13 protein-coding genes are annotated in these 14319 nt (G+C 45.7%); 1 reads left to right on the top strand and 12 read right to left on the bottom strand.

Annotation, left to right across the window (positions count from 1 at the left end):
• Positions 1 to 81: 81 nt before the first annotated feature.
• Complete coding sequence (locus ACP7FG_RS00600) at positions 82 to 1725, top strand: response regulator (RefSeq protein WP_439225209.1); 1644 nt, start codon at positions 82 to 84, stop codon at positions 1723 to 1725.
• Here the strand turns inward: ACP7FG_RS00600 and ACP7FG_RS00595 are convergent.
• The 12 genes from ACP7FG_RS00595 to uppS form a co-directional block, all read right to left on the bottom strand.
• The gene (locus ACP7FG_RS00595) at positions 1722 to 2558 is read right to left on the bottom strand and encodes a pirin family protein (protein ID WP_439225208.1); all 837 of its coding nucleotides are present in this window, start codon (positions 2556 to 2558) and stop codon (positions 1722 to 1724) included. The genes ACP7FG_RS00600 and ACP7FG_RS00595 overlap by 4 nt on opposite strands.
• Positions 2555 to 3517 carry a glutathione S-transferase family protein gene (locus tag ACP7FG_RS00590; RefSeq protein ID WP_439225207.1) on the bottom strand — a complete coding sequence of 321 codons (963 nt, stop codon included), beginning with the start codon at positions 3515 to 3517 and terminating at the stop codon, positions 2555 to 2557. The genes ACP7FG_RS00595 and ACP7FG_RS00590 overlap by 4 nt, the downstream gene beginning before the upstream one ends.
• Before the next feature lie 94 nt (positions 3518 to 3611).
• Positions 3612 to 4751: a lipid-A-disaccharide synthase gene (gene lpxB, locus ACP7FG_RS00585; RefSeq protein WP_439225206.1), complete on the bottom strand. Its 1140-nt coding sequence runs from the start codon at positions 4749 to 4751 to the stop codon at positions 3612 to 3614.
• Positions 4751 to 5518 carry an acyl-ACP--UDP-N-acetylglucosamine O-acyltransferase gene (gene lpxA, locus ACP7FG_RS00580; RefSeq protein ID WP_054488150.1) on the bottom strand — a complete coding sequence of 256 codons (768 nt, stop codon included), beginning with the start codon at positions 5516 to 5518 and terminating at the stop codon, positions 4751 to 4753. Before lpxA ends, lpxB begins: the two co-directional genes overlap by 1 nt.
• The gene (gene fabZ / locus ACP7FG_RS00575; RefSeq protein WP_054488152.1) at positions 5519 to 5974 is read right to left on the bottom strand and encodes a 3-hydroxyacyl-ACP dehydratase FabZ; all 456 of its coding nucleotides are present in this window, start codon (positions 5972 to 5974) and stop codon (positions 5519 to 5521) included.
• A 14-nt stretch (positions 5975 to 5988) separates the two neighbouring features.
• The gene (gene lpxD, locus ACP7FG_RS00570; protein WP_199494880.1) at positions 5989 to 7014 is read right to left on the bottom strand and encodes a UDP-3-O-(3-hydroxymyristoyl)glucosamine N-acyltransferase; all 1026 of its coding nucleotides are present in this window, start codon (positions 7012 to 7014) and stop codon (positions 5989 to 5991) included.
• A gap of 3 nt (positions 7015 to 7017) precedes the next feature.
• Positions 7018 to 7533, bottom strand: coding sequence for an OmpH family outer membrane protein (locus ACP7FG_RS00565; RefSeq protein ID WP_224797305.1), 516 nt, complete (start codon positions 7531 to 7533; stop codon positions 7018 to 7020).
• Positions 7534 to 7578: 45 nt separating this feature from the next.
• The gene (gene bamA / locus ACP7FG_RS00560; protein WP_439225205.1) at positions 7579 to 10062 is read right to left on the bottom strand and encodes an outer membrane protein assembly factor BamA; all 2484 of its coding nucleotides are present in this window, start codon (positions 10060 to 10062) and stop codon (positions 7579 to 7581) included.
• 32 nt (positions 10063 to 10094) lie between these two features.
• Complete coding sequence (gene rseP / locus ACP7FG_RS00555; RefSeq protein WP_278354625.1) at positions 10095 to 11450, bottom strand: sigma E protease regulator RseP; 1356 nt, start codon at positions 11448 to 11450, stop codon at positions 10095 to 10097.
• Complete coding sequence (ispC, locus tag ACP7FG_RS00550) at positions 11447 to 12640, bottom strand: 1-deoxy-D-xylulose-5-phosphate reductoisomerase (RefSeq protein WP_439225204.1); 1194 nt, start codon at positions 12638 to 12640, stop codon at positions 11447 to 11449. The genes rseP and ispC overlap by 4 nt, the downstream gene beginning before the upstream one ends.
• 4 nt (positions 12641 to 12644) lie before the next feature.
• The gene (locus ACP7FG_RS00545) at positions 12645 to 13508 is read right to left on the bottom strand and encodes a phosphatidate cytidylyltransferase (RefSeq protein WP_222235461.1); all 864 of its coding nucleotides are present in this window, start codon (positions 13506 to 13508) and stop codon (positions 12645 to 12647) included.
• Between the two features lie 3 nt (positions 13509 to 13511).
• On the bottom strand, positions 13512 to 14285 hold the full coding sequence (gene uppS / locus ACP7FG_RS00540; protein WP_199494885.1) for a polyprenyl diphosphate synthase: 774 nt from the start codon (positions 14283 to 14285) through the stop codon (positions 13512 to 13514).
• Between the last annotated feature and the right edge of the window lie 34 nt (positions 14286 to 14319).

Raw genomic sequence — 14319 nt, 5'->3', positions numbered from 1 at the left:
GCCTCCGTTGCCGCTTAACATTATTGAAATTAGCCAGTATGCTGTCGGTATTGAATACTATCAGGATACTGTTTGACACTAATGGACAAAACCTTAGAGCTCAATGATAAACGAGTGTTATTGATTGATGACCAGAAGCCCTTTCAGGTTATGCTCAAAGGCCTGCTGTTAAACTTGGGGGCAAAAGACGTCCAAATCAAGACAACGGGTGAAGCGGGCATTGCTGCCTACATCAAAAACCCGCACGATATTCTGTTGGTAGACTATAATCTGGGCCGAGGTCGAAATGGCCGACAGGTTCTGGAAGAGCTTCAGGTTCGCGGTTTAATGAAAGAGCACACCCTGTTCTTTATTATTACCGGCGACAATACCCGTCCAATGGTTTTAAGCGCGCTGGAGCTGCAACCAGACGACTATTTGATGAAGCCTTTTTCCCATCGTGTTTTGCGCTCTCGTTTAATGCGTGCCTACAAGCGTCGCATGTGGTTAAAAGATGTATTTAAAGCTCTGACTAAACACGATTATGAAGCCTGCATTAGCGCTTGCCAGAAACACATCCAGTCAAACAGCCGTTACAGCAATTACTGCCGAAAACTGCAAATTGAGCTGTACAATAAAACCGGGCAACTGGATAAAGCCGAAATAGCCATTAAAGATCTGCTGGAAGAAAATTCCCATAGCTGGGTGTTTCTAAAGCTGGCGGAAACCCGACTGCTGCAAAACTCACCAGAAGAAGCGCTTAATATTCTTAATCATATTATTAAGCGTATGCCCAATGCCATTGAGGCCCATGATTTAAAAACCGAATGCTACCTGCAACAACAACAGCTTGAAGAGGCACTGGAAAGTGCACGCGATGCAATAACCATGGCGCCCTTTTCTATTGAGCGACAAACCAAACTGGCTCACATAGCACGCGACAATGGTGACTTTGATATAGCCAAGCAAGCCATGAATAACGTTCTGCAAATAGCACGAAAATCGGTCTTTCGTAATGCACAGCACTTATGTAATTACTTGCGCAGTATTCTTGATGCAGCTGAACACAGCGACACGCCACAGCAGATTAGTAAGTACCAAACCGAAGCTACGATGGAGCTTCAGCGAGCCCGTTACGATGAGCATCTATTGCATGCCGATATTTCATTTGAAGATTTAGAAGCCATTTTACTGTCACGAATTGATTCGTTTAACGGTCGTTTACGTGAAGCCCAACAGCGTTTAAACGAAGTTGTCGGGGAAAATCTGGCAACGAACCAACCCATTAATAAAGATTTACTACCAGACGTTATCGCAGTTCTTCTGGATGTCGGCGAGTACGAAAAAGCCAATGCGCTTGCCGCGTATAAAGACGACAACCTGCTACTTGACAGTTACACCACTAAAATCCTGCAAGCCAGACTTGCCGCCGCTCAAAAGCAGCAGGACGCCTTCTTTAAAGTGCACAAAGCAGGTGCTGAAGCTTATCAGGAAGGTCATTACAGTCGCGCATTAGAGCTGTTCCGTGAAGCGATGGAGGTGGCTCCAATGAATAGTGGCGCTGCACTTAACTTTATCCAGGCGGCCGTGCGCTTTATCGAAGAGACTCCTAACGCAGAACGAAAGTTATTGAAAAAAGAATGTGACCATTGTTTTAAAGTGTTAGAGGGGCTGCAGCTCTCCAGCAGCCACAGTAACCGCTATGAGCGATTACTGGAGCAGACTGAAGCATTAGAACTGCGCTAACTTAGCTTTTGATTGGCTGCCAGAGTCCCTGCCTGGTAGTCTTTTATCGCCTGTTCAATCTCACCTGAGTTATTCATGACAAACGGCCCATACTGAGCAATCGGCTCTTCGATGGGTTTTGCAGCCAGTAGAATAAATCGTGCACCTTCGTTAGCAGTGCACGTTAACGTGTCCGCCGGATCAAGCACGAGCAACTCACCTTCCTTTGCGAGCTCTCCGTTAACCGTTAAACCGCCCTGATAAACATAGAGTAAGCGACGTTTTTGTCCCTGAGAAGGCAAGCTAAAGTCTTTCTTCCCTAAGTGTACGTCCAGCATTAAGAAATCACGCCCGGGCGCTCTGACCGGACCTTCTTGCTGCTCATATTGCCCCGAAATAACTCTGACAAGAGCATCATCACTTTTTACTTCGGGAATAATCGCCGATGGAAAGTCATGCCAATCAGGCTCGCTCATTTTTTCGTCAGATGGCAAATTAACCCATAGCTGAAAGCCCCACATCAGACCTTCAACCTGCTTCGGCATTTCAGCGTGTATGATGCCTTTAGCTGCTTTCATCCATTGTACGCCACCGGCCTCTACTGCGCCCGTATTGCCAACCGAGTCTTTGTGCTCCATGGTTCCGGCCAGCATATAAGTCAAAGTACAAAATCCGCGATGCGGATGAGGTGGAAAGCCTGCAATATAGTCATCGGGATTATCCGAGCGAAATTCGTCCAACATTAAAAATGGATCCTGATGTTTCAAACCCGGCTGATTAATAATGCGGGTAAGCTTAACCCCTGCACCGTCCTGAGCCGGCATGCCCCGGTGTTTTGCCAAAATAGCGCTCATGATTTTTTACCTCCATTTTGACCCCGATTATGTGTTTGATGAAAATCGATTTCAGGGCCCTTAGGCACCACCTGAGTCGGGTTAATTGTAGTATGGCTGGCATAATAGTGAGTTTTTATATGATCCATCACGACCGTTTCTTCCACACCCGGGTGTTGATACAGCTCCAGCAAGTAGTTCCACATATTAGGATAATCGACAATGCGTTTTTTATTGGTCTTAAAGTGACCGAAGTAAACCGCATCAAAGCGAACCAAAGTTGTAAATAATCGCCAGTCCGCCTCTGTCAGTTCATCACCGGCAAGGTAACGCCTCTGACTGAGAATGTCTTCGACTTTATCCAGTGCCGCAAATAAAGACTGGTAAGCCTCTTCGTAAGCCTTTTGCGTGGTCGCAAAGCCGCTACGATAAACACCATTGTTAATGTCGTTGTAAACCCACTCGTTAATTTCTTCTATCTGCTTTTGCTTACTCACCGGAAAAAAGTCCAGAGTATTTCCGGTCAGCTCATCAAACGCAGAATTGAAAATTCGTATAATTTCCGCTGACTCGTTATTGACTATGGTCTGGGTCTTCTTATCCCATAACACTGGTACAGTAACTCGTCCCGTATATTCGGGATCTGCTTTCAGATAAATTTGATAGAGAAAGTCAGCGTCATAGAGTGGCTCGTTAAGAGGAGGCTCAGAAAACTTCCAGCCATTCTCCAACATCAAGGGATGTACTACCGAGACATCGATATGATTTTCCAGACCTTTTAACTTGCGAAAAATTAATGCCCTGTGAGCCCAGGGGCAGGCATAAGAAACGTAAAGGTGATATCGGCCGGATTCGGGCTCAAACTCGGTACCTTTAGCGACTGTACTGCGAAACTGTGATTCGCTGCGCACAAAGCGCCCACCATGTTTTTTAGTGTCATACCACTTATCGTGCCACTGACCATCCACTAATAAACCCATAATAAATTCCTCCTGTTTAGATACCCCTATAATAAGGTCTATTTTTTGGAATTATTAGCGCATTGAATTCAGGTTTTATTTCTAAAAAATAGAACTATAGAAAGGAGTCTACAACATTAGCCGCTTTTTCGCTGGCTGAGACTTTCAACTGCTGATGGATAGTTTTGAACTGTTCAAGCAAAGCGGTGTTGTCCTGCTCGATTAACTCAACTAAGGCCTGCTCGATACCTTCTTCAGACGCCTCTGACTGAGCGAGTTCCGGCACAATTTCTTTGCCCGCTAAAAGGTTCGGCAATGAAAAGAACGGCGCATGGAATAAACGCTTAATAATTTGATAAGACAACCAGTGGAACCGATAAGCTACCACCATAGGGCGTTTAATAAGTAATGCTTCAAGCGCCACAGTTCCCGATGTCAGCAGCAGGTAATTTGATGCCGCCATAACCTTACGGCTTTCGCCTACAGGAAGCGCAATGGTCAATTCTGGACTGTATTGCTTAATGAGTTCCTGAAACTGCTCAGCACGAGCGTCGCTTATCATCGGTGCCACGAAACGAAGGTTCGGATACTTCTCTGCTATTTTTTTGGCAACTCGCAAAAATACAGGCGCCATACGGGCAATTTCACCTTTTCTGCTACCAGGCAGAATAGCCAAATACTCGCTTTCAGGTTCGAGTTTTAACTCCTTTCTCGCTGGAGTCTGCTGCCATTGCATTGGGATGTCATCGGCCAGAGGGTGGCCGACAAAAGTCGCCGGGAGACCGTGCTTATCGTAAAAGTCCTTTTCAAAAGGCAGCAAGCACAGTACATGATCTACTGCCTTCTTAATGCCTTTAATACGCCCTTCTCGCCACGCCCATACCGATGGACTAACATAATGAATCGTTGCTATACCGGCATTCTTAAGGCGAGTTTCAACCGTCAGGTTAAAGTCCGGAGCGTCAATACCTATCATTACATCGGGTTGTTCTTCGATAAGATAGTGCACCAAATTTTTCCGGTGTCGTAACAGCTTAGGAAGTTGCTGTACGACTTCGGCTATCCCCATAACGGCTAAGTCATCCATGGGAAAGTAAGAATCCATGCCCTGCGCTGCCATTAAAGGACCACCGACGCCAATAAAGCTTGCACCAGGATGACGTTTTGAAATGGCCTGCATAAGCCCGGCCCCTAGAAGATCGCCCGAGTGCTCACCGGCAACAATGGCTATTTTCGGCGGCTTTTTGCTATTCATTACGGACGAATAATGCCTCGTGAACTGTTTTCTACAAAAGCAGTGAAGCCGTCAAGCGCCGGTTCATTTAATGCAGTAATACCTTCCAATGCTTCTTCTACTGTCAGACTGGAGCGATATAATATTTTGTATGCCCGGCGCACATTCTGAATTTGCTCAGGAGTATAACCTCGGCGCTTTAAGCCTTCTGCATTGATGGTTCTGGGTTTAGCATTATGTCCCTGCGCCATAACAAAAGGAGGAATATCCTGAACCACAATAGAATTAACTGCAGCAAATGAATGTGAACCAATGTGGCAAAACTGATGCACTCCCGTCATACCTCCGAGGATAACCCAGTCCCCGACATGAACATGCCCGGCTAAAGTAACCTGATTGGCAAAGATGTTGTCGTTACCTATTACACAGTCATGTGCCACATGCACATATGCCATAAATAAGTTGTTGTCGCCAATCTTGGTGAGCGAGTCATCCTGCACGGTGCCACGATGAATGGTTACGGACTCACGAAATACATTATTATCGCCAATCACTAATTCAGTTGGCTCACCATCGTACTTTTTATCCTGACAATCCTCGCCAACAGAAGCAAACTGATAAATAGTGTTGTTTTTCCCAATGGTCGTAGGGCCTTTTAAAACAACGTGCGAGCGAATGTCGCAGTTATCGCCAATAACAACATTTGGACCAATGACTGTCCATGGGCCAACGCTGACATTGGCTCCAATCTCTGCGCTCGGGTCAATAATTGCGGTTTCGTGAATCACTTAAACTTCTCTTCTTGCACAGATAATTTCAGCAGTACAGGCGACATCGCCATCAACTTCGGCACGCCCGGTAAACTTCCAGATACCACGGCGTTCTTTTTCAAAGGTGACATAAAAGTCTACTGTATCGCCCGGGATAACCTGACGCTTGAAACGCGCGTTATCAATACCAGCGAATAGGTATAAGTCGTTTGCGCTCTTTTTACTCTCTGTAATTTTAAAACCGAGTAAACCACAGGCCTGAGCTATTGCTTCCAGCAACAAAACTCCCGGGAAAATTGGTTTGCCCGGGAAGTGGCCATTAAACATCGGTTCATTAAAGCTGACATTCTTTATCGCGTGCAAAGAGTCTTTCGAGTTTGTCTCGATAACTCTGTCTATTAATAAAAACGGATAACGATGGGGAAGTAAATCTAATACCCCTTGAATATCAAACCCTGATTCCGTAATTTTCAAACCTTTCACCTTACTCAGTTGTTATTGTCAGCTTGTTTTTCCAGTTCTTTTACACGCTTAAAGAGATCATCCAATTGGCGGAACCTGGCACCATTACGCCGCCATTCACGGTGTCCGCTGGCAGGTATACCTGACGCATAAACACCTGGCTCAGTGATCTCTTTTATTACCATAGCAAATCCCATGATTTGCACATCATCACATACGCTAATATGACCATTAATGGCTGAGGCACCACCAATCATACAGCGTTTACCGATATGACAACTACCGGCTAAAACCGTACAACCGGCAATAGCAGTGTCTTCGTCTATAAATACGTTATGAGCAATCTGGCACTGGTTATCAATGATACAACCCGATGAAATAACGGTGTCATCGAGTGCACCACGGTCAACCGTAGTACTAGCACCAATTTCAACGTTGTCTTTAATAACAACACGGCCCAGTTGGGGAATTTTCAACCATTTACCATTTTCAGGCGCCCAACCAAAGCCATCAGCTCCAATAACCGCCCCCGCATGAAATAGACAGTTATCACCAATAACACAACGGTGATAAACTTTTACTCCCGACCAGAGCGTACAGCCAGAACCAAGCTGTGTTTCAGCTCCAATATAGCAGTGAGCTCCAATACTGGTGTTATCCCCAATGATGGCCCCGTCTTCAATAACGACGTATTCACCAATACTAACGTTAACACCAATACTTGCTGATTCAGCAATTTTCGCGGAATCAGCCACGCCCTTCGCAGGCTTAGGCGTGGTATCCAATAACTGTGCAATTTTGGCAAATGCAGCATAAGGGTTGGATACCCGAATTGCGTTATTAACGGCATCACTGTCGTCTTTTTCGGAGACAATAACCGCCCCGGCAGACGTAGTTTCTAGCTGACTTTTGTAACGACTATTTGCCAAAAAAGCTATAGCGTCACCAGTAGCAGACTGCAAGGTCGCCACGCGCAAAATGGGGAGCTGCGCATTTCCTCGCACCTCCCCACCCACATGGTCAGCCAACTGCTGCAATGTGTACTCAGTCATAGATTAGTTACCTGAGGTCATTTTCTCGACAACCGCACCAGACAAGTCGTTATCTGCTTTCATGTAAGTTACAGCGTTACTTTCAAGAACCATATCGTAGTCTTTGTCTTCAGCTACTGCAGTAATTGCATCCTGTACCTTGCCAAGCAACTTATTACGCTCTTCGTTTTGGCGACGACGGGTGTCTTCCTGAAGCGCTTTGCTTTTTAGCTGAGCCTGAGAGATAGTCTCTTCCAGGTCACGCTCTAGCTGAGTTTTTTCAGACGCAGACATAATTGACGCATCACGTTCTTGCTTTTGACGCAATTCCTGAACCTTTTGCTCAAGACGACGCATTTCTTCAAAGCGATCCTGGAACTCGTTCTGTAACTGCTCTGAAATTTGCTCACGCTGTGGTAGCTGTTGGAATACTTCCATCATATCGACCACACCAATTTTCTGCTGTGCTTGCGCGGCGCCTGCAAAAAGTGCTGTTGAAACAGCAACAGCTGCAGCTGTAGATTTAATTAACTTTTTCAAGGTAAAACTCCTTCAAATTTTGTTACTAATATTTAATTATTATTATCAGAATGTGGTTCCGATATTAAACGAGAACACTTGAGTTTCATCACCCTCAACTTCTTTCAGAGCCCGCCCCAGAGAAAAGGTCAGCGGACCCATTGGTGATATCCATTGAACGGATACACCCGCTGAAGCTCTGAAGTCGCCTGGCGAACTGTAATCCGTTAACGGCTGACTTCCCTGAGCCAGCTGCAGGTCTTTATACCTATCGTAGTCGAATTCTGTATCCCAGACCATACCGAAGTCAACAAAGACACTTGTTCTTACGCTATTACGCATACCTTCATCGACAAAAGGTGTCGGTACGATAAGCTCAAGCCCCCCGACAACTTTTGCGTTACCGCCAACGGCAAAGCGGCTCACCTGAACTTGTTGTGAATCTGAGCCAGATGGCAAACCATTTGGCGCCCCGGTTACGTCTGGTGGTGCCGGTAGCTGGCTTGCAGAACTGTAAATAGCTCGTGGTCCAACAGTGTTAGCTTCGAAACCACGTAAGTCGCCCTGTCCGCCAACTCGGAAAGACTCCCAGAATGGCAATAAGTAATCATTGCCTCTGTCATCTGTACCATAACCATTACCATAACCTAGGTTAAGGCGTGTCAGGAATGTCCATTGCTGGTCACGCGTTAGTGGGTAGTAATGTTTATATTCATAGTTCGTCCGGAAATACTGGACATCACTAAACGGCGCAGAGATCTCAATGCCAGCGCGTTGAGAAGAACCACTAGTTGGAAAGCGCCCTCTATTTAAGGTTACACGGGACCAGCCCATATTAAACTCATAAATATCGAAAGCGACACCGTCGTCAGGGTTCTCCCGGTTTAAGTATGCGGAGTAAAATTTCCGTATTTGCTCATAACCGTCAACGTTCGTTACTTCCTGGTTTTTATAACCAATACCAAAGTTAAAGCTGTTGATTTCATCAACCGGGAAGCCTACACCGCTTGAAACACCAAAGGTTCTCTGATTGTAACGAATTAAGTTTTCCGCCTGACCGGCATCAAACTCACTCATATACACTTGTCCTGAAAGGCTAACACCATTCATTGTGAAGTACGGGTCAGTATAGGAAACGTTAACGTTTTTATTAAAGCGGCTGGTACTGACATTAAATCCAACTCTGTTACCAGTGCCCAGGAAGTTATTTTGCTGAACACCCGCATTAAGTTGCAAACCTGAGTAGTCACCATAACCAACGCCGGCGTTAAAGGAGCCCGATGGCTGCTCTTTCACCTTATAGGTCACGTCAACCTGATCATCTCTGCCTTCGACTCGCTCAGTTGATGTTTCAACTGTCTCAAAGAAACCAAGACGTTCAAGACGAACCTTACCTTGTTCAATTTTATTGTCAGATAACCAGGCACCTTCCAGTTGGCGCATTTCACGACGAAGCACCCGGTCTTTTGTCGCACCATTACCTTCAAAATTAATGTGACGTACATAGACACGCTTACCCGGTTCTACCGAGAAAGTAATTTTAACCGTTTTGTCATCGTCATTATGTTCTGGAATGGCCCGAACTTCAGGGTAAGCATAACCGTAACGACCATAAAAGCGGCTAATCATATCCTCGATATAAGTCACCTGTGCGGCGTTATAGAGGGTACCTTCTTCAATAGTCGCAATTCGGCTGACTAGCTCTTCGTGGCCTTTTAGATCCCCAATAACATCGGTTTCGCTTACGTTGTATTTATCACCCTCTTTAACATTGATGGTGATATAAATACCTTCACGATCGGGTGTCATAGAAACCTGAACTGATTCAACCTGGAAACGCAAATACCCACGGTCCCGATAAAAAGACTCTAAAGTCTCTAAGTCACCACTTAACTGCTGTTTCTGGTAGCGCTTTTCGCCAATAACGTTCCACCACGGGAGGTCATCGCGAAGTTCGAAAGCATCAAGAAGTTGCTCATCGGCAAACGCCTTATTACCCACAATATTAATTTGTGCAATTTCAGCAGCGTCGCCTTCGTCGAAGTTCATACGCAACTCAACTCGGTTGCGCGGCAAATCAACAACTTGTATATCCACCGATGCATTATATTTACCAACACTATGATAGAAATCTTCCAGACCTTTCTCTATGCCTGAAATAGTCGTTCTATCCAGAGGTTCACCAGTAACAATATTATTATCAAGCAAGCTCTCTTCAAGCTGCTCGTCTTTGATATCGCTGTTACCTTCAAAGGTAATTTCAGCAATGGTTGGTCGCTCACTGACGGTGAAAATTAACGTATCGTTATCTCTCCGTGCATCAATATAGTTAAAGTGAGTCGAAGAGTAGAGTGAGCGAATGGCGCTACGAATCTGTAACTCACTCACTTCATCACCCACCCTAACCGGAATATAAGTTAACGCAGCACCTAAAGCGACACGTTGTAACCCTTTAACTTCAATATCCTGAACAACAAACTCGTCTTGTGCGTAGGCTGGTGCTACTGCACCTGCAATCATGGCACTCACTAACAGCTTTTTAAACGTCATTATCACTAGCTACTTTTTTGTTAATTCGTGACTCAGAATGCGAAACGGGCGATGTCATTTGATATTGCTAACGCCATCAACGCGAATACCAGCACCCCACCAATCCTATAGCAAACGTCTTGCACTCTTTCGGATACCGGCTTACCACGAATCCATTCAATGCTGTAAAACACTAAATGACCGCCGTCTAACACCGGTAAAGGTAATAAATTTATTATCCCTAAATTGACACTTAATAATGCCAAAAAACTTAAAAAATAGACGAACCCGTTACTAGCGCTAACACCAGCACCTTCAGCAATACTTAAAGGCCCTGCCAGGTTCTTTACAGAAACATCTCCGGTCAGCAGTTTACCTATCATTTTCACGCTAACAACCATCAACTCCCAAGTTTTTTCTGCGCCTTTCGCTAAGCCCCCGAAAAACCCGTATTGATGGTTGAAAACATAATTATCAGGTAACGGTTCAGTCACCGGAACTACGCCAAGGTAGCCTATGACACCATTTTGACTTTCCCGTTCCCCTATTTGAACAGAAACTTCCTGCTCAACGCTATTTCTTTCAACCGTAAACAACAGACTCTGCCCAGCCGACTGAGCAATAATTTCACGTATTTTTTCCCAGCTATCGACCTGCTCACCGTCAATAGAAATAATAGTGTCGCCCGCTTTAAGGCCGCTCGCATCAGCAGGTGAGTCTGCTTCAACCTGACTAAGCTCGGTGTAGACTTCAGGCTGATAAACCTCAATACCTAAACTTCCAAAGGTCGACTCTGTCTCAGGATCAAACCGCCAGCTGGTCAAGTCCAGCCTGCGCTGAACTTCACTTCCCGCCGGAGTTCTTAACGTTATTATCGTCTCGTCATCGCCAATAGCGGACATTAAGCCCAGCTGCACTTGTTGCCAGTCATAAGCTTCTACATCGTCGACTGACAAAATTTCACTGCCTCTTTCCAGATCTGCTTTTGCAGCAATGGAGTTTTCTTTGATATCACCAATAACAGGCTTTACCGTCGGCACACCAATACCGAACATGAGCCATAGCACCGCTACCGCAAGGACAAAGTTAGCAACAGGACCCGCCGCTACTATGGCAAAACGTTTATAAACCGACTGTGCATTAAAGCTTACATCTCGCTCTTCTTCGGTAACATCATCAATGCGTTCATCCAGCATTCGAACATAACCGCCAAGAGGGATAACACCTAGTTGATAGACCGTACCGTCTTTTCCGGTACGCTTCCAAATAGCGCGACCAAAACCAACAGAAAAGGTTATTACCTTAACGCCACAGCGTCGAGCAACCCAAAAATGCCCGAACTCGTGAAACGCAACCAAAATTCCCAATGTGACAACAAACGAAAAGAAATACCAAATTGCGTCTATCACTGTGCGTACTCCTGCAACCATTGTTTAGCTGCTAAACGCGCTTTTTTATCGATAGCTAATAGCGTCTCGATGCTATCAGCCTCATGAGTTGTTACCGACTGTAATACGGAATCACAGACTTTAGCGATATCGGTAAAGCCCACCTGTTCCTGCAAAAACGCATCAACGGCTATTTCATTGGCAGCATTTAAGGCTGTCGTTGCCCACTGCCCTGCCCAACACGCTTCTATTGCAAGCTGCAGACAGGGATAGCGAGCTGACTCGGGCTGTTTAAACGTTAACTGTCCAATTTGAGTAAAATCCAGATTTGATACACCGCTTTCTAATCGCTCAGGATACCCCAATGAATGGGCAATTGGGGTGCGCATATCAGGCTCCCCCATTTGCGCCAGAACCGAGCCATCTGTGTACTGGACCATAGAATGGATAACACTTTGAGGGTGAATCACCACTTTCAACTGTTCACGTGAGCAATTGAATAACCAGCGGGCTTCAATATATTCCAGTCCTTTATTAAGCATAGTGGCCGAATCGACAGATATCTTTCGTCCCATAGACCAGTTGGGATGGTTACATGCCGCCCCTGGAGTTTGTTTCGATAGCTCTTCAAGCGGTATATCCCGAAACGGGCCACCGGAGCCAGTTAATAACAGATGCTGAATACCATGCTCTGCTAAAGACATAGTGCCAACCAACTGCTGGGCAGCCTGGGGTAAGCACTGGAAAATAGCATTGTGTTCGCTGTCTACTGGTATTATTCGAGCGCCAGAACGTTGTGCGTGGTCAATAAACAATTGACCGCTCATTACCAAGGCTTCTTTGTTGGCCAGCAAGACATCTTTACCCGCATCAATAGCAGCTAATGTCGGGGCAAGTCCTGCAGCGCCAACTATCGCTGCCATAACAATATTGACGTCGCCTGCGGCACTAACTTCTGCTAAAGCTTTTTCGCCGTAGGTTACCTGTGTTGATACCTCAGTGCCTAAAAGCTCTTTGAGCTCTGACGCACTGCTTTGAGAGCCCATAACGGCGTATTGCGGATGGTGCTTCAAACACAGCTCAGCCATTACCTGAACCTGGCTGTGAGCGGTTAGCGCAAAAACCTCAAAGCCTTCCGGGTGTCGTGCAACAACATCCAGAGTGTTTTGACCAATGGAGCCTGTTGCTCCCAAAACCGTAATTCGACGCATAGGTTTAATGCAAAAACTCCAGATAAGCTAAGGTAAAAATAGGCACTGCAGCTGTAAGACTGTCAATACGGTCAAGAATTCCCCCATGCCCCGGTAAAATTGATCCGCTGTCTTTTACTCCGGCACTGCGTTTAAACATACTTTCGTTTAAATCTCCGAATACCGACGCCACTACAGTAAACAACCCGGTTAAGTAATAACCGGTAAATTGATCAGCTGGCACTTTAGTCCAGTGCGCCACAACCATCATCACCACAAAAGCCAGAGTTACCCCGCCACATAAACCTTCCATCGTTTTGCCCGGACTTACGGCTGGCATCATTTTGTTGCGCCCATAACGAACGCCGGCAAAATACGCACCGACATCGGCAGCCCAGACTAAAAGGAGAATAAAGAGAACAACCCAGCCACCAAAGAAGCGTGACTCATCAATATCGATAGAGCGGACCGTGACTAAGGCAGCCCATGTAGGAATAAAAATCAGCAGCCCAAAAACACCAACAATGGCGCGGGTTCGCGACCACATACGGCGACTTGAGGGGTAGTTAACTATCATTGCCAAAGCTACGACCCACCAGATGCCACCGGCAAGGATAGTGTAATAAATCAGTTTAGAAAGCTCGCCATCGCGCCATAAGTGTTCATACGGTGCCAGCCATGAAAGCACACCAATTATAGCTCCAACAAACAGAGTATAAGCAATACGCGCTGATGTGCGACGCACGCCCATTAGAGGAGACCATTCCCAGGCACCCAGCATTAAAACCGCCTGAATAAACAGAGAAAAGCCCCAAAGCGGCAGCATAAAAACCCCGTATAGTGCCACTGGAACCAGCAATAATGCTGTAATAATACGTTGTTTTAGCAAGTGTTATTCCTCTATCCGAGTTTCTATGCCTTGCATAAGCACGGTCAATTGTTCGCTGGTTAAACCGAAGCGACGTTCACGTTGAGCAAAATCCGTTATAGCTTTAGCAAAAATGGCATCGTCAAAGTCGGGCCACAATGTTGAAGTGAAGTACAGCTCTGCATAAGCCAACTGCCATAATAGAAAATTACTAATACGACGCTCACCCCCCGTTCGGATGAGTAAATCCGGTAATGGCTGATCGGCCATCATAAGTTCACCGGATATTGCCTCTTCGGTAATTTCTGAAGGCTCGATCTCGCCGGTTTTCACTTTATCAGCCAACTTACGACTGGCTTGAGTGATATCCCATTGACCACCATAGTTTGCAGCGATATTTAAATTTAGCCCACTATTATTCTGAGTCTTTTCTTCGGCTTCTTGTATTCGCTTTTGTAAACGCTTTGAGAAAGCACCTTTATCGCCAATAATGCGCAAGCGAATATCATTATCGTCTAACTTTTTTACTTCGCTTTTCAATACTGACATAAACAACTCCATCAGTACCGATACTTCAGTAGCGGGACGCTTCCAATTTTCACTACTAAATGCAAATAAAGTCAGAGACTCTATACCGTTACGGCGAGCAAAAGCGACCGCTCTGCGCACAGCTTCTGCTCCGGCCTTATGCCCAAAAGTTCGTATTTTACCGCGTTGTTTCGCCCAACGACCATTACCGTCCATGATAATGGCGACGTGTCTGGGAACTAACTGCTCTATTGACGGTAATTCTTTCATTCAATCTGCCGTAAACATTAAAAAACGCCGTGCG

Origin of the sequence: Idiomarina sp. ST10R2A5 (assembly GCF_051842325.1) — a bacterium.
Classification (GTDB): domain Bacteria; phylum Pseudomonadota; class Gammaproteobacteria; order Enterobacterales; family Alteromonadaceae; genus Idiomarina; species Idiomarina abyssalis.
Note: the sequence above shows the minus strand (reverse complement) of the source record. Positions and strands in the feature narration are given on the sequence as shown.

Coding starts and splice junctions, on each gene's coding strand:
- ACP7FG_RS00600 (WP_439225209.1), top strand. CDS start 82: ATGGACAAAACCTTAGAGCTCAATGATAAACGAGTGTTATTGATTGAT.
- ACP7FG_RS00595 (WP_439225208.1), bottom strand. CDS start 2,558: ATGAGCGCTATTTTGGCAAAACACCGGGGCATGCCGGCTCAGGACGGT.
- ACP7FG_RS00590 (WP_439225207.1), bottom strand. CDS start 3,517: ATGGGTTTATTAGTGGATGGTCAGTGGCACGATAAGTGGTATGACACT.
- lpxB (WP_439225206.1), bottom strand. CDS start 4,751: ATGAATAGCAAAAAGCCGCCGAAAATAGCCATTGTTGCCGGTGAGCAC.
- lpxD (WP_199494880.1), bottom strand. CDS start 7,014: ATGACTGAGTACACATTGCAGCAGTTGGCTGACCATGTGGGTGGGGAG.
- bamA (WP_439225205.1), bottom strand. CDS start 10,062: ATGACGTTTAAAAAGCTGTTAGTGAGTGCCATGATTGCAGGTGCAGTA.
- ispC (WP_439225204.1), bottom strand. CDS start 12,640: ATGCGTCGAATTACGGTTTTGGGAGCAACAGGCTCCATTGGTCAAAAC.
- uppS (WP_199494885.1), bottom strand. CDS start 14,285: ATGAAAGAATTACCGTCAATAGAGCAGTTAGTTCCCAGACACGTCGCC.